Below are 18,413 nucleotides of genomic sequence, written 5' to 3' on the forward strand. Positions count from 1 at the left end.
CGTAAGCGTCGGAATCTTGCACGACTTTCCGAGAGTGCGTTGTCGTTCCATATCGGGTTCCTTGCTGCATTGGAGGATCTCCGGTGGGTACGGAATATTTCAAGAACGAAGCACGTCGTTCCTTTTGGTCGGTACACGTTGAAGCGTGGCGGCGAAGCGGTCTCAGCAAGCGCAAATATTGTCGTCAGCACCGTCTCAGTGGCGGCACGTTCGATCGCTGGCTGCGGCATCTGGTTGACGCTGAGACGTTGCAAATACGTGCGGAATTGCGTCGCGAGGAACGTCGGGAGCGGCTCCGCAAGAAGCGGGCTCCAGTGTCGAAGGACCTCCGCTGCAGAGCTGTGCAAGCGTTCTGGGCGATGCACGTTGAAGCGATGAAGTGGTGCGGTCTGAGCATGCAAGCCTATGCCCGCGCCCATGGCATATCGCAGCACAGCCTGAGGCGATGGCGCGATTTGATCGACGCCAACGACGTTGAAATCGACTGGCGGACGCACCTTCATCCGAGTGCCCGCCCACTGTTAAGCACTAGTGCTAAGACTAGTGCTAAGGATGGCGCAGCTGAATCTCGCTTGACAGCGACGCCGAATGACGATCCTCCGACACCTGAGAAGCAGAGCCGCCGCAGCTTCACCGACGAGGAAAAGCTGGCCATCGTGTTGGAGACTGAACGACCTTGGGAGACCGTATCGTCGGCGGCACGAAGGCACGGTATCGTCACTAGCATGTTGTTCCGCTGGCGAGCGGAGCTTGGGTTTGGTAAGGGCAAGCGCGCCAAGTTGGTGCCGGTCGCGGTGGCCGATGCTGGAGCCGTCGGGTCATCGACGCCGGTTGTTCTGCACGATCTGTTGCAGCCGCCCGACGGCATGACGGTTGTCAAATTGGACGATGGCCGCCGCGTCTTCGCGCCGATCGGCAGCGATCCCGATGCGGTCCGTCGCCAGATCACTGAGCGGGAGACAGCACGATGATGATCGTGCCGGCCGGCGTGAAAGTCCATCTGGCCTTGGGGTATACCGACATGCGCAAGGGCCTGGATGGCCTCGCCGCGCTCGTTCAGGAACACCTCAAGAAGGATCCGTTCTCCGGCCACCTGTTTGCCTTCCGAGGCAAGAAGGCAAGCACGCTGAAGATCCTGTTCTGGGACGGCAACGGGCTTTGCCTGTTCAGCAAGCGGCTCGATCAGGGCGGCTTCATCTGGCCGAGAATGAGCGATCCAGGTGGCACGGTGACGCTGTCCCCGGCGCAGCTTGCCATGCTGATCGAAGGCATCGATTGGCGTACGCCGGAGCGTCGATGGCGCCCGGCCATCACGGGTTGAATCGCAAAAACCCGCATAGAATATAGCGAAGTTGCTTCGTCGAATCAGCGTGTTCGAGTAGAATCGGTCATGCAGCTCGACCTCGACAATCTGCCGTCGGATACTGCGCTTCTGCATCGCCTGGTGCGCGACATTGCCTCGGTCATCGCGCATCGGAACAGCGAGATCCAGCGTCTCCAGGCGATCATCAAACAGCTTCAGCGCGCACAATTTGGGCGTCGTTCCGAGCGTCTCGACGCCGATCAGCTCGCCCTTGGACTCGAAGATTTGGACATCGATTTGTCGGCCGTCGAGGCAGATCAAGCCTCGCTGGAGGCGTTTGCGCCGACGCAGAAACTGCAGCCGAAGCGCAAGCCGCTGCCGGATCATTTGCCCCGCGAACAGGTTGTGCTTAACGTCGATAGCGAGAGATGTGCGTGCTGCGGCGGCGCGCTGCATGCGATCGGTGAGAGCGTCAGCGAGATGCTGGATTGGGTGCCAGCACAGTTGCGCGTGGTACGCGTCTGCCGCCCGAAATATGCCTGCCGCAGTTGCGGAACGATCACCCAGGCTCCGGCGCCCGAACGACCGATCGCCGGCGGCTTGGCCACGCCAGCCATGCTCGCGCATGTGCTGGTCAGCAAATATTGCGACCACACACCGCTCTATCGGCAGGCGCAGATTTTTGCCCGCCATGGCGTCGAACTGGAGCGCTCGACATTGGCCGGATGGGTCGGCGGCGCGTGCTGGTGGTTTGAGGCCCTGCACGATCGGCTGTGCGAGCACATGTTCGCGTCGGATCACCTGTTTGCCGACGACACGCCAATCCCGGTGCTCGATCCGGGCCGCGGGCGCACCAAGACCGGACGGCTGTGGGTGTATGCCCGCGATCAACGGAGCTGGGCTGGGCCTGAGCCGCCAGCTGCGGTTTATGTGTTCGCGCCCGACCGGAAAGCGGAGCGCCCAGCAGCGCATCTGATGCACTTCAAGGGCGTTCTGCACGTCGACGGTTACGCCGGATTCGAGCGGCTGACCGGCGCCGGAAACATCACTCTCGCCGCATGTTGGGCGCACACCAGGCGCAAGTTCTACGAGGTTGCGCAAGCCGAGGACACGCCCATCGCGCACGAGGCCTTGCGTCGTATTGCCAGCCTCTATGCCGTCGAAGCGCAGGTGCGTGGTCAATCGCCGGCGCATCGGCTGGCTACGCGGCGCGCACTCGCCAAGCCGATCGTTGACAGCCTTCGCCTGTGGCTCGAGGTGCAACTCGCTCAATTGCCCGGGCGCGGCAATCTCGCCGAAGCGATCCGGTATGCGCTGTCGCGCTGGGATGGATTGACCCGCTTCCTCCGTGACGGCCGCATCGAACTTGACACGAACCCCGTCGAGCGGGCGATCCGACCTGTGGCGCTCGGCCGCAAGAACCATCTCTTCGCCGGTAGCGATGGCGGTGGGGAACGATGGGCAATCCTCTGTTCGCTGATCGAAACGTGCAAGCTCAATAACGTCGAGCCTTACGCATACCTGCGTGACGTGCTCACGCGCATGGTCGACGGACATCCGATCAACCGTCTCGACGAACTGCTGCCGTGGGCCTGGAAACCGACGGATCATGTCAATACCTGACCGACGTGCGAGAGCCAGACGCTAACTAGCTGCCCACTGATTGCTTCACGCTGGATAACGGATCGATTTGTAGAGCATCGCTGCGCGGCGATACGGCGTTCCGCAACAGGCGACGGCACCTTCGTCCAAGTTGAGAGCGTGCAAGCTTGAGCGTAAAATCAGTTCCCGGAAATCGCCGCGTCGGCCTCGCGAAGCCGTCCGTGTCCTCTAGATCTCCGGAAACAGGCGTGGAAACAGCACGTCGAGCGCAGCAATCGGAAAGCGCAGCGACACCGGCCCCTTGGGCGTTTCGGACGCAAGAAGACCGGTCGCGACGACGTCGTTGAAGACGCGCCGTGCCGTCCGTTCGGGCAGGCCGGTGATGCGCGGGACTTCGCCGCGCTCGAACTGTCCGCGTATGAGCGCTTCCTCCAGAAGACGGGCGGCTTCAGGCTTGAGCTTCTCGCTGCGGTCGACGAAACTCCGCAATCGCTGAGCCAACGTGTCGATCTCGAACAAGCCTGACATGAACGTCACCTGATCGAGGCACACGCGCAGGAACCAGAGAATGAATTCGCTCAAAGCGCGTTGCGAGAGGTTGCCACGGCCATCGAGATCGCCCTGCCGGGGCGTGTCGGCGTGGTCCATCATCCGCCTGTAATCGCCTGGGCCGGTAAGACCACGCGCCAGTCCGCGCGAGACCGACCACAGCCCACGGGCTCCGATGCCGGCCTGATGCGCCATGGCGTGGCTCATCAGGCGGCTGACACGACCATTGCCGTCCGCGAACGGATGAATGTAGTTGAAGCGATGATGCGCCGCTGGAATGGCGATGATCCGCGCCGCCTTGCCCAGGCGTTCGAAGCGATAACGCTCCGCGAAATATTCCATAAAGGCCGCGACACGCTCGCTGGAAGGTGGCTGATGCCGGCCGACTGCAACGTGTGCTCGTTTCGCGACCGCCCGGTGCCGGGCTCCATCGTGAACTCGGTGCCATTGCCGCAGATCCGAAGCATTTCGGGGGAAGCGTCGCGATAGAATTCGCGATGGAGCCAGAGAATGAAATCGATCGAGGCCGGTTCAGGCAGGCGATTGTCGAGCGCCATGGAATCGATTTCGGACTGCACATGGACGTGGGCGGCCGCCTCGATCTGCAGATTGCGCCGCCCTTCGTCGTTGTCGAAATGACCGCCGATCGCGCGTTCGATATCCCGTGGCCGGGTGTTATGACCTTCGATCAGGTTGCTGTAGTAGGTGTTCATGATCCGCACGAGATCCGCCAGATGGGCCGCGGTCTGCGGATGGAGCGCGTAACCGAGCTTGGCGGTTGCCGCCGAAAGCTCCGCCACCACGTCCGAGATGGCTTCGGAAATCTCCTCCAGCCTAGCGGGCTCGATGCGTTCGACGGTTTCGAGACGTAGGTTCATGTCGGCCGATTTTATGTTATGCTAAGGCATTAAAAATGAATAATTTTCTTCTTGATGGCGGCCGCTTTGGCCGATCCTGTGGCCGATTTTAGCGAGAAGCTTGGAAGTCAATTTTGGCCGATCCATAGCTCATATAAGTAATTTAAACAACTGAAGAAAATCCTACCTGATGGCTATTTTGGCCGCTTACTTGGCCGATCCCGCGAGATCCCGCCGGCTGCCCGCCCGGGCACCCGGCTCCTGCGGCACAGGATGCCGCCCTCCGCGGTGACTGTTAGAGCATGATCCAAAAACGTGGAAACCGGTTTTCCCTCGCGACAAAGGCAAAGCGTTTGCGTGGGAAGATCATGCTCAAACAAAGAGGGATGACGATGCGAAGAAAAGTCACCCGGCTTTAGCCTGCTGGATTCCAGGTCCAGATCGGCCGCGCCACGCCGACAATATCGCACCTCAACACCGGCCCGAAATATCGCGAGTCGAACGAATGCGGGTGTGGCTGCAGCAGAAAGAACTCGCCCTCGACGAGCCTCAAGCACCCCTCCCAGGCCGGCAGCGGCCGCCCGTCGCGGTCCTTGTCGAGCACCTCGGCGATGACCTTTCCGTTGATGGCAATGGTGCCAATCGGGTCCTTGGCGCGGCAGACTTCGTCACCGCCGATAGCGGCGACCTGTTTCAGCAGCGGCACCGGCACGGGCAAGATTTTGTGCGCGATGATGAACAATTCGATCGCCGGCGGCGGCTTGAATACTGCGAGCTCACCGCGCTTCGGCAATCGTGGCTCCAGATAATAGAAGCCCAAGGGCGCGCTGCCCGAGGCGTTGTAGATCAGAAGCGGTACCGCGGGTGCGGACGACACCAGCATGGCAATGATGCCGGCGCACATGGTCGAGAGAACGCCGACCTGGCGCGCTAGTTGGGTGCGATCAATCGGCATTGGAGGTCGACCTCCGCTTGTTGGCCTGCGACCATTCAACGAGATCTTCGATGTGGTAGCGGACATAGCGTCCGTGCTTGCGGTAGGCGGGCCCTCGCCCCTGCACCCGCATCTTCTCCAGCGTGTTCTTGGTGAGCCTCAGCCAGGCGGCGGCCTCGACGGTATTGAGGAACGGCTTGTCCGGCACCTTTTCTTCATTCTTGGTCATTTCGACGCTCCCTATTCCATACCTCCCTGGGGTTGAGGTAGGAGAGGAAGCGTCGTCTGATTGTGAGCGGTTTTGGGAGTGGTGAAGATGAGAGGCGCCCGTTTCGCCATCCCGCGCGAGCCAAGCTCGTCAAGCGGGCGACGATCGGCGTGCGCAAGACCGGCATCCGACAACGGCCAGCCAAGTTCTAAAGTAGCTTCAGTTCTGATTGAATCAGAACCGAAGCCCTCGATTCCTGTTTTGATGCGTGTTCTTCACGCGAGCCGGTACCGACTTCGCTTGAAACGTTCTAATACAGCAGATCGCGATAGCCGCCCTTCATCAACTCGGTTCCCTTGGCGACAAGCCGGCGCGTGCGATCCTTGAGAAACTGACTGGGACCGAGCCATTCCTCGGCAACTTTTTTCTCTCCGAAGATCGTGATCGCGATCTGCCGGTAGGTCTTGCCGTTGAGGCTTTCATCGAGCGCGATCAGCGCGTGATGGAGGCGTTCATCGCCGCTTCCCGCCTGCCTTGGAACCGTTCTCACGTCAGCTTCAGTGAAGCGCTGCAATCGCTTCAAGAGCTCGGTCTGCGCCGCAAGGTCAGCAAGGTCGTGCAGTTCGAAGACCGGCGCAAAGGAGGCGGTCAGGACGGAGAGGCCGTGGATTTCGACGGCGACATAGGCACCGTTTCCCTTGATCAGCACGAGTGGAATGCCGTCCACGTTAATGACGGCCCTGCGTTCGACCTTGAAGCCGGCCAGTGAGAACCGGGCGGCGTCTGCATCTGACCTCGGCTTCCGTGCATCCAGGCGGACGATCCGTTTCAGCGCATGGGCGTGCCAGAACACCGGCACCTTGGGTGCATCCAGCCCCGGGTCGGCAAAGGCGGAGAGACCCCATTTTTCGGCGCGGGGAAAGCGTCGCGGTAGCCGCAAGACCTGCGTGCCGTCCTTCAAGGTAATGCAGGGCAGATGTCGCGGAACGGCGCTGCGCCATTCGCCGATGTAGTCGGGATTGCGGCGCAAGAACTCCCAGGCCCAGTCGCTGGCGTCGAAGCCTGTCGCGTCAAGAAACGCGGCGCGGGCGCCTTGGCGCGCTTGATTGCTGGCGTCGTTCAGAACCGCCCCCGGGACGTTGACGTCTTCTCGAGCCGATCGTTTCGATCAAATGGGGCGAGAGGACGGCCCCCGCGAGCAGTTGTCGCGGGGGCCGTTTGGCGTCAGTCCGCCGGGTTCCAGATCAGGGCGAACACGCTGTCGTCATCCTGGCCGGCGGCGCGGCCGAGATTGGCGTAGAGCTTGCGCGGACCGAACTCGGGCGCTGCGAGCGACAGGCTCACATAGTCCCTGCCGCTGTTCTCGCCCCGGCGGATCCAGCCCGCGCCGATCTCGACGCCCTGGGTCACGACGCGGAAGTCGGGATGGGTATCGGCGGTCTTGTCCCGGTTCGGGATGATGTCGATGTCGGCGCGGATGGAGACGGTCCGGAGCTGGCCCTTGTAGCTGCCGTTGTCGTTCTTGGTGACGTATCCGATGGCGGTCATGGTCTTGTCCTCATCTGTTGTTCGCGAGGAGCCGATCCCCTCGCGATGGCGAGACCGTGATGGCGGGCGCAACGCCTTCGAACCCGCATCCACGCGGGGCAGAGCGAATGCGGAGCACCCGAGCCGGCAGCTTTTTTTAGAGCGAAGCGGCCGCGAGGAGCCGGAACGTTCCGGCGGGGAAAAAAGCCGACGGCGAGGGTTTTGAAGAGGCGGGGCGCTTGCCATAGGTCTGTTTGCCACGCGCAGGGAGATCGGACCCGCAGTCACCGGATAAGGACAAGGCCCTGCCCGATCGGGCCGTCGCAGCGCGACATGCGGCGAGCAAGACCAGCACAGGACCGTTTCCATCCGCGCCGACATCGACCTCATCCCGAACCGGACGACAGCGAAAAGCCCTGCCCTGTTTTGCGGAAGAACACCGCGCGACGTCTGCGCAAGGCCGGTTCGCAGCCGTGAGAACAGCGGCAAGGACGATGTGAGCCTGTCGCCTGCGGCGCCCATGTCGGCCTCCGCACGCGCCCTGCCAATCTGGGGCGCGCTGCATCCGGGTGACGACAGCGTTCGTCCTGATCTAAAATCCTGCGGACTGCCGCCATCAGCCCTGGTGACGACCGCTCGGCGGGGCCATTCCGTCGCCCTGACGCATGATCTTTTCATGCGGGACGACTCCACGCCATTCACGCGGCGCGATGAGGGCCTTCCGATATCAAGCCGGCAAATTCGATGCTATGCTTTCTTCATGCAGGCCGATTCACGGGGCCCGCGCCTTGATGATTTTCTTTGAACGATTGATGGAGGGCCCCATGGCCAAGAAAGCGAAAAAGGCGAAGAAGACCACCGCGAAAAAAGAAGAAGAAAAAGAAGTAGTTCGTTCGCCGACGGGCCCGACGGCCTGTTCGCGCTACGCGTCGGCGTCCGGTGGAATCCGCTGTGACCACCATCTTGATCGCCTGGTCAAACGGGTCGCGCCGACGGCGGGGACCGACCGACATTCAATATTTGCCGTGAATGTGTCGGCGGTGGAGAGCCGCCGGCTAGACATGATCCGATGAGATGGAATCGGACCATGATCTCATCTCTCTGTTTAAGCATGATCTTCCCACGCAAACGCTTTGCGTTTGTCGCAGGGAAAACCGGTTTCCACTTTTCCGGATCATGCTCCAAAGCGGGGCTGCCCTGTTGATAGGCGCAACCGCGGACTGATATTGTCTGATCTGGTCAGTCGCATTCGGATCGATCTTCAGCCGCCATGCCGTTCTATCGTCCCGAGGAAAACGACCTCGCCTCCGCTGGTGGCGCCGGTTTCTCTCCCGAGAACGTGCCACGCGCCGTCGTCGCCGTCGGCGTCGACATGGTCACCAAGGGCATGGAGATGGCCATTCACGAGCATCGGAAGGCCCAGCTTGTCCTGACCTTGCGGGGCGTCGTCAGGTGCGAAGCCGACCAAAGCGTCTGGATCGTGCCGCCGCGCTGCGCGGTATGGATTCCTGGCAATCTTCCCCACAGCGTGACCCTCGCCGGAAATGTCGAGGTATATCTTCTGTTCGTCGAACCGGATGCGGCCTCGGCGCTGCCCAGGCAATGCTGCACGCTGTCGATCTCGCCATTGCTGGAGCGTTTGCTGATGCACGTCACCGAGATGCCGGTCCTGTACGATGTCGACGGCGCCGACGGCCGGATCGCCACGGTGCTGCTCGACCAACTGTCTGTAGCGCCCGTCGAGAAGCTGAACTTCCCGATGCCGGTCGACGCCAAGCTGCGCAAGATCGCCGCCGCGATGATGGCCGATCCCTCCGACCGCGCAACGTTAGACGAGTGGGGCCGGCGCATGGCCGTTGCCCCGCGGACCCTGACCCGCGCCCTGAAACGCGAGACCGGCATGAGCTTCGGCCGCTGGCGCCAGCAGCTCCATATCCTCATTGCCCTGCAGCGTTTAGACCAAGGGGCGTCGGTCCAGACCGTGGCGCTCGATCTCGGCTATGAGGGCGCGAGCGCCTTCGTCACCATGTTCCGCAAGGCCCTGGGCAAGCCGCCCGCCCGATATCTGTCGGAACGCCGCATCGCCGCGTGATCTCCGTCGTATCGCGCGAAGCCCCACGCGCGCACTGACCGGAAATCGCAATATATTGTCCCGTTTGCGGAATGCGGTCAGGCGGGCGATCTCCTATCCTGCCTCTGAGCACTGACACCCCTGGCGCGCCGGGGGGCGCATTCTAGAGCATGATCCGGAAACGTGGAAACCGGTTGTCCCTCGCGACCAAAGCAAGGCGTTTGCGTGGGAAGATCGTGTGCAAAACAAAGAGATGAGATCGTGATCGGATTCCATCCAATCGGATCATGACCGAAGGAGCCCGATACATGGATTCACTCAGCAGCGGCCCGGTCGCGGAGGTTCTTAAACGCCTGCATGGGGAAGCGGAAGCGGCCGATGCACCGTTGATGCAAACCTACGCGAGCGAGATGACCAATGCCGAGCAGGCGATCAGCCAGGTCATCGAGGCTGAGACCAAGGATCTGGCGGGACTGTATCACGGTTTCGCCGGCAATTTCCTCAGCGTCTCCCCGGAATTCGGGCGGTTTCTCTACATGTGCGCCCGCAGCTGCAAGGCTAGGCGCATTGTCGAGTTCGGCTCGTCGATGGGGGTTTCCGCCATCTACATGGCGGCAGCGCTGCGCGACATGGGCGGCGGCCGTCTGATCGGGACCGATCTCGAACCCAGCAAGGCGGAGCGCGCGTGGGCGAACCTCGCTGCCGCCGGGCTGGACGACCTGGTCGAGTTTCGGGTCGGCGATGCGCGCGAAACCCTCAAGCCCGGCGTCGGCGGCGACATCGACATGGTGATGCTCGACGGCGCCTTCATCCTCTATCTTCCCATTCTCAAGCTGCTGGAGCCGCATCTGAAGCCCGGCGCGATCATCATCGGCGAGAACGCGTTCTCGGAAGCCTCAGGCTATATCGACTACGTGCGCGATCCGCAGAACGGTTATCTCTCGCTGCCGCTGCCTGTCGATCCCGGGCGCGGCAACGAATTCACGGTGAAGACGAAGTGATCCGCTCGGGGCTGCGACCTCGACATGTCGGTGAATGGAGCGAATTTTTGATGCAACCCGTTCGCAGGCAAATTTCTACGCCGCCGCTCGCGCCCCCGGGCCGACTCACGCGGACGCTGCTGCGATGGCTGATGCGTCCTGCGCGCGTTGCCGCAGTCGAGACGCTCTCGCCGCAGTTTCGGCTGGCCGAGCTGGAAGGCGAAGCGCTCAGGAACGTCGCCTGGACGGCTGGCCAAAAGGTCCAGGTGGCGATCGGCTCGGGCCTCAGCGCGCGGACCTACACACCGATGTCGTGGGACGCCGGCAACGGCAGGATACGCATGCTCACCTTCGCGCATGGCGACGGTCCCGGCAGCCGATGGGCAAGGGACTTGAGCGCAGGCGACACCTGCCAGTTCTTCGGTCCGCGCCGCTCGCTCGATCTATCGGGCCTTGAATCGCCGGTGGTCCTGTTCGGCGATGAAACCTCGTTCGGCCTGGCGGCGGCGCTCCGCGAGTGCCCGCAGGCCGACGGTGCAATCCATGTGCTCGAGGTCTCGGACGTCGCGGAGTCGCGGCCGGTGCTGGAGGCGATCGGCCTCGGCCAAGCGACGTTGATCGAGCGCCTCGCCGACGACGCCCATCTCGCAGCGGCGGAAGCCGAGATGTTGCGCCTTGCCGCACGCGGCGCGCATTTCGTTCTTACCGGCAAGGCATCGTCGATCCAGCGCGTAAGCCGGGCCCTGAAAGCAGCCGGCCTCGCATCATCGCGGGTGAAGACCAAGGCCTATTGGGCGCAGGGCAAGACCGGGTTGGACTAGATCATGATCCGATTGGACGGAAGCGGATCATGATCTCATCTCCTTGTTTGAGCATGACCTTTTCGGAAAACCGGTTTCCACTTTCCGGATCATCCTCTAGCCATCCTGTGCCAGTGGAGCGCCGTGCGCTCCGGCTGTTGAATTTGCCTGCGTTGGTGATCCAGGCCCGACGCGGATGGAAACGGTGCTTCCGTGAGCTCTGGAGCATTTTCGGTTCTGATTGAATCAGAACCGAAGCTCTCGATTCCTGTTTTGACGCGTTTTCTGCGCAGATAGGTCTACGCAATCTGCGTAAACGTAATTGCCATGCGAACCGGTGTCCACCTCGCTTGAAAACGCTCTAGCGCAGCCCGTGCATGATGGACGTCGTCAGCAGCACGGCGGTCGACGCCAGCGCCGACAGGCCGACGATGGCCTGAGCGAGGCAGATGCGCCTGAGCGTTGTTGCTTGCGGGTCCGGAAACCCCCTGAACGGGCTCGCCATCTCAGGCTCCATGATGCGGTGCACGCGCTTGCTTTTTGCGAGCTATAGAGCGAGTCGCGCCGATCGCGATCCACTAAATTTGCAGCCTGCCAGGTTGACCCGTCCGCGACTCGGCAACGGAAAATTCGGCTCCGGATCAGGCCGCCGCGCCCGAATCGGGCAGCACAAGCTCAAGTAAACAAAGCATTAATGGCTTTGCATGCGCCGGCACTTTTCCGTGTCGTGTCCGGGATCAAATGGCTGATCGGAAACGCATGCATCGCGGCGCGGAGCTTTCGGCACAAGGGCGTTCCTCGCCATGCAGATGATCGCGGATGATCGTGTTCAGCGTGTTGGCGGGCTCGATAGATTTGCACCCGCATCGGGCGGCGCCGCATCATCTGCCTCTTTCATCACGCCACCGAACGAGGTCGACGTGCTGATGATCGTCATGGGCATCTTCCTGGTGGCCGCCGTGCTCTGGTTCGGACATTGACCGGCGCTCTGATGAGCTCGCTGAGGGCAATGTTGCGCAGTCGAGGTTCGCTCTCCCTTTGTGGTGCGGGTGGGCCCAGTTGGTTGCGTGCGGCCGTGTCGACGAGGTCCGAGGTCGAGAGGCTTTGTGATCGGCGAGATGGCCTGTGGTCGCGCCGGCGGCGCCAGCCGCAAGCCGCAGCCAGAGGCGGGGAATTCCCGGCGGGCATCAGCTCGCCGGCTTGCGTGATTTGCCTTTGGGCTTGCGCCGGTCTCGCCGATAGACCCATCACGACGCGTCATCACCTTGGGCTGCTTGCGCGGCGGAGCCGCCCGCGCCGAACGCCAGCAGGAAGTCGGCGGCTTTGGAGGCTTTGCTCGCGGCGCGGAAGACGGCGCGGCTGTCCTCGCGAAGGACGTTTAGCCAGGCGCCGAGATAGTCGGCATGCCGCACGGTCGGCTTGATCGACAGCGCAGCGCAGACGAAGGCAGCCGTCAGTTCTGCGACCAGCTCTTCATTGGCATAGAGCCTTGACCCGAACGCGCCGGACAGATCACGGTTGAGGCGGCTGGCATGGCCGGTCCAATGGCCGAGCTCATGAAACAGCGTCCGGTAATAGTTGATCTGCTCGAAGAAGGCGGGCTGCGGTGGAATCTGGACGTTGTCGTTTGCGCGATCGTAGAAGGCTTTGGTGCCGCCGATGCGGATCGTGGCGCGGGTTGCCGCCGCCAGCGCCTCGGCCTGCGGCACGATCTCGCGATCCGGCAGCGCGGGTGTGTGCGCAAAGCAGTGGTCGGGCAGGCCGTCGCATTGGTCGACGTTGAAAACCGTATAGCGGCGCAGGAACGGAACGGCGGCCTGTTCCTCGTCCGCTTCCGTGCTCTCGGATCTTGCCTGCTCGGCCGCTCGCCGGTTCCGCTTCGGGACAAAGCGGTCGGCGTAGCAAACGGTGACGCCGTGCTGGCCTTTGCGGACGCTTCCGCCGAGCGTTGTTGCCTGGCGAAAGGTGAGCCAGCGCTGCGAGGTAAAGCCGGCCTCGAACAGCCTGCCCCACAGGATCAGGATATTGATGCCGGAGTACCTCGTGCCTGTCGCGGCGTTTCGCGGCAGCGCGAACGCCTGGCTGCCGCCACCGGTGCCCCACGGCCGCGCCCATGGGAAGACGCCCGCCTCAAGCTCGGCGATGATCCGAGAGGTGATTTCTTGATAGAGGCTTTGTTTCGTCGTTGTGGCACGGCGTTGCGCTGACGTTTTGGACATGACGATCTCCGCTCGCTCCTCTTCCACGCCCGGCCCCCGGAAGGCGGGGTGGGCGGCGAAGAGCGACCGGACAGCCCCGAACAGCAGAGGCAGGCAGCACCGGAACGGCCGGAGCGGATGCGGAGGACCGCGGCCAACGCAAATGATCGTCATGAGCGGCTTTGGCGGGGCGTGGTTGCGGCCTGCCGGTTCGGGGCTATACGGGAGCGCCGCCCACCCCGCCGCCGCGGGCCAGATCAAAATGTGCCGGCCGCCGGCGGCCGGCTCCATCAGGTCTGCTTGTTCGCCGTGGCCGGCGCATCCACGACGCGCTTGACCATCCGATTGGACGGAATCGGATCGATCCGATCTGTTTGTTTGAGGTGACCTTCCGATGCAAACGCTTTGCGTTTGTCGCGACCGGTTTCCACTTCTCAAGATTGTGCTTTTGACACCCTTTTTTCACAAAGGCGCGTGCGGCCAATGAGGATCGCAGTGCGGCGGCTGCGCCAGGGATTGAAGCCGAAGGCCGAGACCGCAAGACGGGCTCGGTTCACGAGAGCCCGGCCCGCAAGCGGGAGCTTGCGGGAGGCGCCTGCTACGAAAGCAAGCCTTGAATTTTTCGGCTCACGGCCGGATCGTCCAGCGACACCGCCCATTCCAACAAGGCCTGCCGGATTGTGGTCGCGACGATTCCATGGTGGGCGAGCCGATCGAGAACCAGCGCACGGTCGGCTTCCAGGCGCGCCACCGCCAGGTCTGCGAGCAGCCGGATATCGTAACCCTGTCGTGCCCCCTCCAGCGCCGCAATGAGGACCTCTTCCTCCAGAAATCCTCCGCCCAGGAAAATGACACTGACATCGGCGCGGGCAAGACGCTCTGCAAATCGATGATCTCGCCACAAGGTCAGAGCGTCCAGATCAACATGCTCAAGTGAAGCGGTGATCTGATCCGGAAGCGCGTCCCGTTCATACGCGCCGACCGCGAACTGAGGCACGGCAAAGAACTCGTGACAGACCGGAAGCAGGAACAGACTTCCGCTGCGCAGCGCGGCAAGCGCATCCGTTCTGCCACGCGTCGGGTTCAACAGAACAATGCAGCTATGGTGAGGATCGGCCAACATCGGTTCATCCTGTTTGAGCCGTGAACTCGAGACTGACCAGGCCGGCCGTCGCCCCTGCACCGGGAAGCACAACAACGGCACCGTCAAGACCGGCGTGATGGTACATCGCCTCAAGCACCCGATCGGAATCGTGCAGCAGTCCGGCCAGCGCGGTGGTTTGACCAAGTACCTGCGGCGGAGCCAATCTTTCAAGCGGCCACCCGGCGCGCCTGAGGATGCGCTCCATCCTGGTGTCAGTGACGGTTACGATTGACCGAGCGCCCCTTGCTCGCATGGTCTCCAACATCGCAGCGAACAGGGCGAAGGTCGCTCGATTGACACCCGCATGGCCGATCTGAGGCGCACGCTCGGTGTCGACGCAGAATCTCGAGCTCTCCAGGACGTGCTCGCTTCGTGGTGCGTCCTTGCAACCGAGCAAGACCGCAAAGGTATCCGACAGCATGTTCGGGCCGGTGGTGGGCAGAAGCCGCACACAGCCCAAGACCGTCCCCTGCTCCGAGATAGCCAGAAGATACGTCGGATCCAGGGTGTCATATATGTCGATTTCAAAATCTCCCGACACGGAGACGGTCCAGCCAAGACGATCCTTGAAGACGCGGCGGCGCAGCCGAAACATCTCGGCAAGCAAATGGAGATGCTGTCCGGCCTGACGATGATCGAGAACAATGACGCGCATGGCGAGCTCCCTTTAAGCGAGAGCGCAGCAGAGCAGAACGCGCGCCGTCGAGCGCCTGTGCTATTTGACAGGTCACCTGCCAAGGTCAGGAAGCTTGAGCAACCGTTAGCAAGCAAGCAGAAGCGTTTCCAGACGAAGTGAATACGCTTTTTTGAGCTGAGCCGTATCCGGAAAGGTCGGCGCCCGCGGCGCTAGGACAGAAGGCCGCGACGGAGCGCCAGTGCGACACAATGCGCAATCGATACCGCGCCGAGCTTGCGCCGGGCGTTCTCCACGTGAAACGCGATGGTGCGAGGCGTAACGCCAACCAGGACTGCGGTCTCGGCCAACGTCTTGCCGCGCGCGGCCCATGACAGACACTGCCGCTCCCGCTGGCTGAGAATGGCCTCACCGCTGCCGGCGTCGTCTGTTGCGACTGGCGGCTTGGAAACATGGGTATGGAAGTAGAGGCCGATCAGTTGCAGGATGTCGCCTGAGCTAGCGAGCAACCGGTCGAGCTGCAAGTTAGGATCGTCGGTTGCCAAGGTGAATGCGGCGGTTCGCCCGAAACCGCTTCTGATCGGGATGGTGATGCCGGACTTGATGCCGAAGGTCGCGGCCTCGACGAAGAACCGTCGCTGCTCGTTGCTGCGCAGGCGGATTGGTCCCTGCGTGGTCCAGCCGAACAGGCTGTGTTCATGGCGGGCGCGGTGAATGACCGGATCAAGGCGCTGATAGTTCAGACGGAAGTAACGGTCGGTCCAGGATCTCGGATAAGAGGAGATCAACTTCGGCGCGTTCTCGGTCATGCTCAAATACGCAAACCATCGAAAGCCGAGGCCGTGCGCCGACCGTGCTGCCAACCGTTCGAATTCGCGATCATCCCTCGCCGTTTGCAGGGCGTCGATAAACTCTTGAAACAGGTGTTCGGGCCGGCTCATGTTTGAATCCACCGTCCAGAACGGTGTTCCTTGCTTTCACGCCCTCCTTTCGCCAGGGCGGGGTTCGAGCGAAAATCAGGACAGTAGCTTTGTCGATCCTCTGGCGCCTTGAAGCGCGCTAATTGACGTTGAAGTTCACCGGCACGGTGATCGTCCGGCTGACGCCCGGCGGTGGCGCCGGAACGGGCGAGGCCCGGTGCACCAGCGCCACCACCTCCTGATCGAGTTCTGCGAATCCGGACGATCGCACCAGGCTTGCCGACAGCACCTTGCCGGCGCCGTCGATCGTGAAGCGCACATAGGCGATCCCGCGCGCGCCGCGCTCTCTTGCGTCCGACGGATAGCGCTTGCGGCGCTCAAGATGAGCCATCAGCAGCGACTGCCAATTGGCGGGCGACATTGACGACAGTCCCGAGGCGGTCTGCGCGGCGGCAATGCGGTCCGATTGCCGAGCCTCCACGTGCGCCTGCCAGGCGACCTTCGATTCGGCAGCGGCTTGCTGCTTGCGAAGAGGCGGCTTGTTCTCCTTCGGTTTTTGCTTCTTGGTTTCCTGCTTCGGCTTCGGCTTCGGCTGCTCCGTCGGAAGCTGGACCTCCGCTTTATCCAGCACGACGGTCTTCTCCTTGATCTCCTGGTGTTCGGCCGGCCGGACCGGCCTGGTGGCCGGTTCGGCCGTCTGCTCAGGCGGCCGTTCTTCGCCTCTCTGCTCCTTCCGCCGCACGCTTTCTTCTGCCAATTTCTGGTCCGGCGTGATCTCGTTCCGCGCAGCCTGGATTGCTTCCGGCGCGGCCGCGAGCTCGATCATGATCGCGGCCGGCGGTGAATTGTCTGCAGCCACGACCACCTTCCCGCGCAGCAGCCAGGCCACGGCTCCGGCATGGACGCCGACCGTAACGAGGCCCGCAGCCAGCCACAGCAGGGCTTCGCTCACCTTGGCCCGGCGCGTGATCGAGCCATTGAAGTCGTTCATGGCGCAGCCACCGCAGGTGATGGGCGGGCCTCATCGGGTTCGCTCTTGCTTGCTGACGCCGCTTCGAGGCCGACCAGCGCGACCTTCAGATAGCTCGCCTCGCGCAGCAGGTTCATCACCTCCATGAGATGTTGATAGTCGACGGTCCTGCCAGCGCGCAGGAAGACGCGCGCATCCTTGTTGCCTCCAGTGAACGATTCGATCGCCGCTTGCAGTCTCTCCCGTGGCACCGGGTCGTTGCCGAGATTGAGCGTGAGGTCCTGCTTCAACGTCAGGTAAACCGGCTTGTCGGGAGGCGGCGCCGGCGGCGCGGTCGAGGCCGGCAGATCGACATGAACATCGACGGTCGCGAGCGGCGCCGCGACCATGAAGATGATCAAGAGCACCAGCATCACGTCGATGAACGGCGTGACGTTGATCTCATGGTTGTCCTCGAGATCGTCCTTGAAGCGATCGCGGATGCCGCCGGCCATAACGCCTACTCCGCGGCCACGGCGGAGGTCGAAGGCTGGCGGGGGCCGGGCATCTTGCGCAAGTCCAGATCGAGGCTGACGAGCCGTTCGACCTCGGCGGCCGCATCGGCGAGACCCTGCCGATAGCCGGTGACCGCGCGCGCGAACACATTATAGATGACCACCGCCGGAACAGCGGCGACGAGACCGACGGCGGTCGTGAGCAGCGCCTCGGCGATGCCGGGCGCCACCACCGCGAGATTGGTGGTCTGCGTCTGCGAGATGCCGATGAAGGCGTTCATGATCCCCCATACCGTGCCGAACAGGCCGACGAAGGGCGCGGTTGCACCAATGGTGGCGACCAGCCCGGTGCCGCGGGTCAGCCGGCGGCCAGCCTGGGCCTCGATGCGGGCGAGACGCGACGCGACGCGCTCCTTCACGCCGGCGTCCCCGGCGTGAAGGAGGATCCGGGACGACCGACGCAGTTCCTCGCCGGCGGACCGCACCATGAACACGGTGGGCCCACCCCGGTTTGCAAGAACGCGATCAGCGTCTGCAAGGCTCTCCGATGACGCAATGACCTGAGTTGTCCGCGTCGCTCTAGCGCGGGCACAGACAACCTCGACAGTCTTGGCGAGAGCCACAGTCCAGGTCGCGAGCGAGGCGAAGGCAAGGCCGATCATCACCGCCTTCACCACCCAGTCGGCCGCCATGAACATGCCCCAGGGCGACAAATCATGCGGCAGGCCGGCCCGGCGCTCCGAATCCGGGCCACGTGATGCCACGGAACGGTCGCTTGGCGTGGTCTCGGCGGGAGACGGCTTGACCGTCTTCATCGACTCTGCCGACGGCGCAGCAATGCTGGTGTCGGGCGGCGCAGCCGGCTGTTGGGCCATCCCGCAGGACATTGCCATGGTCAACACGACGAGCAGCAGCAACGGCGTGATCGTCCATTCTCGCCTCGGCAATAGTATCATGCCACGTCCTTCCAATCGTCCATCAATCGATGCCCGTAACGCGGGTCGTTGGCCCATTCGCATCCTCGCCGCGATCGCGCTTTGGTTGTGCGCCATCGACCCGCTCACGAGGCGATGCGCGCCACCGGTCGGCTCCGCACTGAAACGATCCGTCCCCGTTGGCTGGCAATCCGCCCATTCTCGTCAGGACGAAAGCTCCGGAGGATGCGTCTGTCGAACAGCGCAACGATGGCCCGCATGGTCCGACGACATTGTCCTTCGGATAG

At 62.8% G+C, this 18,413-nt stretch carries 21 protein-coding genes; 8 read left to right on the top strand and 13 right to left on the bottom strand.

Annotated elements, in window-relative coordinates:
* Positions 1-83 precede the first annotated feature (83 nt).
* From tnpA to tnpC, 3 genes are all read left to right on the top strand, one after another.
* A complete protein-coding gene (gene tnpA, locus YY7_RS0140615) occupies positions 84-971 on the top strand; it encodes an IS66 family insertion sequence element accessory protein TnpA (protein ID WP_028167392.1) in 888 nt (295 codons plus the stop codon).
* Positions 968-1,321, top strand: coding sequence for an IS66 family insertion sequence element accessory protein TnpB (gene tnpB / locus YY7_RS0140620; protein WP_028167393.1), 354 nt, complete (start codon positions 968-970; stop codon positions 1,319-1,321). The genes tnpA and tnpB overlap by 4 nt, the downstream gene beginning before the upstream one ends.
* A 69-nt stretch (positions 1,322-1,390) precedes the next feature.
* Positions 1,391-2,926: an IS66 family transposase gene (gene tnpC, locus YY7_RS0140625; RefSeq protein ID WP_028167394.1), complete on the top strand. Its 1,536-nt coding sequence runs from the start codon at positions 1,391-1,393 to the stop codon at positions 2,924-2,926.
* A 207-nt stretch (positions 2,927-3,133) separates the two neighbouring features.
* On the opposite strand, the gene YY7_RS54445 is transcribed toward tnpC, so the two are convergent.
* The 5 genes from YY7_RS54445 to YY7_RS0140650 form a co-directional block, all read right to left on the bottom strand.
* A complete protein-coding gene (locus YY7_RS54445) occupies positions 3,134-3,961 on the bottom strand; it encodes a Fic family protein (protein WP_080664050.1) in 828 nt (275 codons plus the stop codon).
* A 765-nt stretch (positions 3,962-4,726) separates the two neighbouring features.
* Positions 4,727-5,266, bottom strand: coding sequence for a S26 family signal peptidase (locus YY7_RS0140635; protein ID WP_051397182.1), 540 nt, complete (start codon positions 5,264-5,266; stop codon positions 4,727-4,729).
* A complete protein-coding gene (locus YY7_RS0140640) occupies positions 5,256-5,474 on the bottom strand; it encodes a helix-turn-helix domain-containing protein (RefSeq protein ID WP_028168173.1) in 219 nt (72 codons plus the stop codon). Before YY7_RS0140640 ends, YY7_RS0140635 begins: the two co-directional genes overlap by 11 nt.
* A 289-nt stretch (positions 5,475-5,763) precedes the next feature.
* Positions 5,764-6,576, bottom strand: a complete 813-nt coding sequence (locus YY7_RS57110) for a DUF2285 domain-containing protein (RefSeq protein ID WP_080664053.1) — start codon at positions 6,574-6,576, stop codon at positions 5,764-5,766.
* A gap of 101 nt (positions 6,577-6,677) precedes the next feature.
* Positions 6,678-7,001: a DUF736 domain-containing protein gene (locus tag YY7_RS0140650; protein WP_028168174.1), complete on the bottom strand. Its 324-nt coding sequence runs from the start codon at positions 6,999-7,001 to the stop codon at positions 6,678-6,680.
* 803 nt (positions 7,002-7,804) lie between these two features.
* On the opposite strand from YY7_RS0140650, the gene YY7_RS0140655 reads away from it, so the two are divergent.
* From YY7_RS0140655 to YY7_RS0140670, 4 genes are all read left to right on the top strand, one after another.
* Positions 7,805-8,053, top strand: coding sequence for a hypothetical protein (locus YY7_RS0140655; protein ID WP_155255528.1), 249 nt, complete (start codon positions 7,805-7,807; stop codon positions 8,051-8,053).
* Positions 8,054-8,352: 299 nt separating this feature from the next.
* Entirely contained in the window at positions 8,353-9,072 is a 720-nt protein-coding gene (locus YY7_RS0140660) for an AraC family transcriptional regulator (protein WP_349642707.1), read from the top strand.
* A gap of 287 nt (positions 9,073-9,359) precedes the next feature.
* A complete protein-coding gene (locus YY7_RS0140665; RefSeq protein ID WP_028168177.1) occupies positions 9,360-10,052 on the top strand; it encodes an O-methyltransferase in 693 nt (230 codons plus the stop codon).
* 131 nt (positions 10,053-10,183) lie between these two features.
* Positions 10,184-10,852 carry a siderophore-interacting protein gene (locus YY7_RS0140670; protein WP_035692259.1) on the top strand — a complete coding sequence of 223 codons (669 nt, stop codon included), beginning with the start codon at positions 10,184-10,186 and terminating at the stop codon, positions 10,850-10,852.
* 340 nt (positions 10,853-11,192) lie between these two features.
* Here the strand turns inward: YY7_RS0140670 and YY7_RS61095 are convergent, their stop codons facing one another.
* Entirely contained in the window at positions 11,193-11,360 is a 168-nt protein-coding gene (locus YY7_RS61095; RefSeq protein ID WP_155255529.1) for a hypothetical protein, read from the bottom strand.
* Positions 11,361-11,634: 274 nt separating this feature from the next.
* Between YY7_RS61095 and YY7_RS62265 the strand changes: the two genes are divergently transcribed.
* The gene (locus YY7_RS62265) at positions 11,635-11,811 is read left to right on the top strand and encodes a hypothetical protein (protein WP_165435595.1); all 177 of its coding nucleotides are present in this window, start codon (positions 11,635-11,637) and stop codon (positions 11,809-11,811) included.
* A gap of 267 nt (positions 11,812-12,078) precedes the next feature.
* Here YY7_RS62265 and YY7_RS0140685 read toward each other — a convergent pair whose 3' ends face one another.
* The 7 genes from YY7_RS0140685 to exbB all read right to left on the bottom strand — a co-directional run bounded on the left by YY7_RS0140685 (position 12,079) and on the right by exbB (position 18,147).
* Positions 12,079-13,050 carry an ArdC family protein gene (locus tag YY7_RS0140685; protein WP_028168179.1) on the bottom strand — a complete coding sequence of 324 codons (972 nt, stop codon included), beginning with the start codon at positions 13,048-13,050 and terminating at the stop codon, positions 12,079-12,081.
* A 577-nt stretch (positions 13,051-13,627) separates the two neighbouring features.
* Positions 13,628-14,152, bottom strand: a complete 525-nt coding sequence (locus YY7_RS0140695; RefSeq protein ID WP_130229736.1) for a hypothetical protein — start codon at positions 14,150-14,152, stop codon at positions 13,628-13,630.
* A gap of 4 nt (positions 14,153-14,156) precedes the next feature.
* Positions 14,157-14,828 carry an acyl-homoserine-lactone synthase gene (locus YY7_RS54460; RefSeq protein ID WP_196237407.1) on the bottom strand — a complete coding sequence of 224 codons (672 nt, stop codon included), beginning with the start codon at positions 14,826-14,828 and terminating at the stop codon, positions 14,157-14,159.
* 191 nt (positions 14,829-15,019) lie between these two features.
* Positions 15,020-15,748: an autoinducer binding domain-containing protein gene (locus YY7_RS0140705; RefSeq protein ID WP_028168181.1), complete on the bottom strand. Its 729-nt coding sequence runs from the start codon at positions 15,746-15,748 to the stop codon at positions 15,020-15,022.
* A 118-nt stretch (positions 15,749-15,866) separates the two neighbouring features.
* Positions 15,867-16,718, bottom strand: a complete 852-nt coding sequence (locus YY7_RS0140710) for an energy transducer TonB (RefSeq protein WP_028168182.1) — start codon at positions 16,716-16,718, stop codon at positions 15,867-15,869.
* Positions 16,715-17,191: a TonB system transport protein ExbD gene (gene exbD, locus YY7_RS0140715; RefSeq protein WP_028168183.1), complete on the bottom strand. Its 477-nt coding sequence runs from the start codon at positions 17,189-17,191 to the stop codon at positions 16,715-16,717. Before exbD ends, YY7_RS0140710 begins: the two co-directional genes overlap by 4 nt.
* 5 nt (positions 17,192-17,196) lie before the next feature.
* Entirely contained in the window at positions 17,197-18,147 is a 951-nt protein-coding gene (exbB, locus tag YY7_RS0140720) for a tonB-system energizer ExbB (protein ID WP_035692264.1), read from the bottom strand.
* Positions 18,148-18,413 lie beyond the last annotated feature (266 nt).

The organism is Bradyrhizobium elkanii WSM2783, from assembly GCF_000472865.1.
GTDB classification, from domain to species: Bacteria; Pseudomonadota; Alphaproteobacteria; order Rhizobiales; family Xanthobacteraceae; genus Bradyrhizobium; species Bradyrhizobium elkanii_A.

What these genes read in the sequence shown, in the direction of transcription:
- tnpB (WP_028167393.1), top strand. Translation starts at nt 968, where the DNA reads ATGATGATCGTGCCGGCCGGCGTGAAAGTCCATCTGGCCTTGGGGTAT.
- tnpC (WP_028167394.1), top strand. Translation starts at nt 1,391, where the DNA reads ATGCAGCTCGACCTCGACAATCTGCCGTCGGATACTGCGCTTCTGCAT.
- YY7_RS0140635 (WP_051397182.1), bottom strand. Translation starts at nt 5,266, where the DNA reads ATGCCGATTGATCGCACCCAACTAGCGCGCCAGGTCGGCGTTCTCTCG.
- YY7_RS0140640 (WP_028168173.1), bottom strand. Translation starts at nt 5,474, where the DNA reads ATGACCAAGAATGAAGAAAAGGTGCCGGACAAGCCGTTCCTCAATACC.
- YY7_RS0140650 (WP_028168174.1), bottom strand. Translation starts at nt 7,001, where the DNA reads ATGACCGCCATCGGATACGTCACCAAGAACGACAACGGCAGCTACAAG.
- YY7_RS0140655 (WP_155255528.1), top strand. Translation starts at nt 7,805, where the DNA reads ATGGCCAAGAAAGCGAAAAAGGCGAAGAAGACCACCGCGAAAAAAGAA.
- YY7_RS0140660 (WP_349642707.1), top strand. Translation starts at nt 8,353, where the DNA reads ATGGTCACCAAGGGCATGGAGATGGCCATTCACGAGCATCGGAAGGCC.
- YY7_RS0140665 (WP_028168177.1), top strand. Translation starts at nt 9,360, where the DNA reads ATGGATTCACTCAGCAGCGGCCCGGTCGCGGAGGTTCTTAAACGCCTG.
- YY7_RS0140670 (WP_035692259.1), top strand. Translation starts at nt 10,184, where the DNA reads ATGCGTCCTGCGCGCGTTGCCGCAGTCGAGACGCTCTCGCCGCAGTTT.
- YY7_RS62265 (WP_165435595.1), top strand. Translation starts at nt 11,635, where the DNA reads ATGCAGATGATCGCGGATGATCGTGTTCAGCGTGTTGGCGGGCTCGAT.
- YY7_RS0140685 (WP_028168179.1), bottom strand. Translation starts at nt 13,050, where the DNA reads ATGTCCAAAACGTCAGCGCAACGCCGTGCCACAACGACGAAACAAAGC.
- YY7_RS0140695 (WP_130229736.1), bottom strand. Translation starts at nt 14,152, where the DNA reads ATGTTGGCCGATCCTCACCATAGCTGCATTGTTCTGTTGAACCCGACG.
- YY7_RS54460 (WP_196237407.1), bottom strand. Translation starts at nt 14,828, where the DNA reads ATGCGCGTCATTGTTCTCGATCATCGTCAGGCCGGACAGCATCTCCAT.
- YY7_RS0140705 (WP_028168181.1), bottom strand. Translation starts at nt 15,748, where the DNA reads ATGAGCCGGCCCGAACACCTGTTTCAAGAGTTTATCGACGCCCTGCAA.
- YY7_RS0140710 (WP_028168182.1), bottom strand. Translation starts at nt 16,718, where the DNA reads ATGAACGACTTCAATGGCTCGATCACGCGCCGGGCCAAGGTGAGCGAA.
- exbD (WP_028168183.1), bottom strand. Translation starts at nt 17,191, where the DNA reads ATGGCCGGCGGCATCCGCGATCGCTTCAAGGACGATCTCGAGGACAAC.
- exbB (WP_035692264.1), bottom strand. Translation starts at nt 18,147, where the DNA reads ATGATACTATTGCCGAGGCGAGAATGGACGATCACGCCGTTGCTGCTG.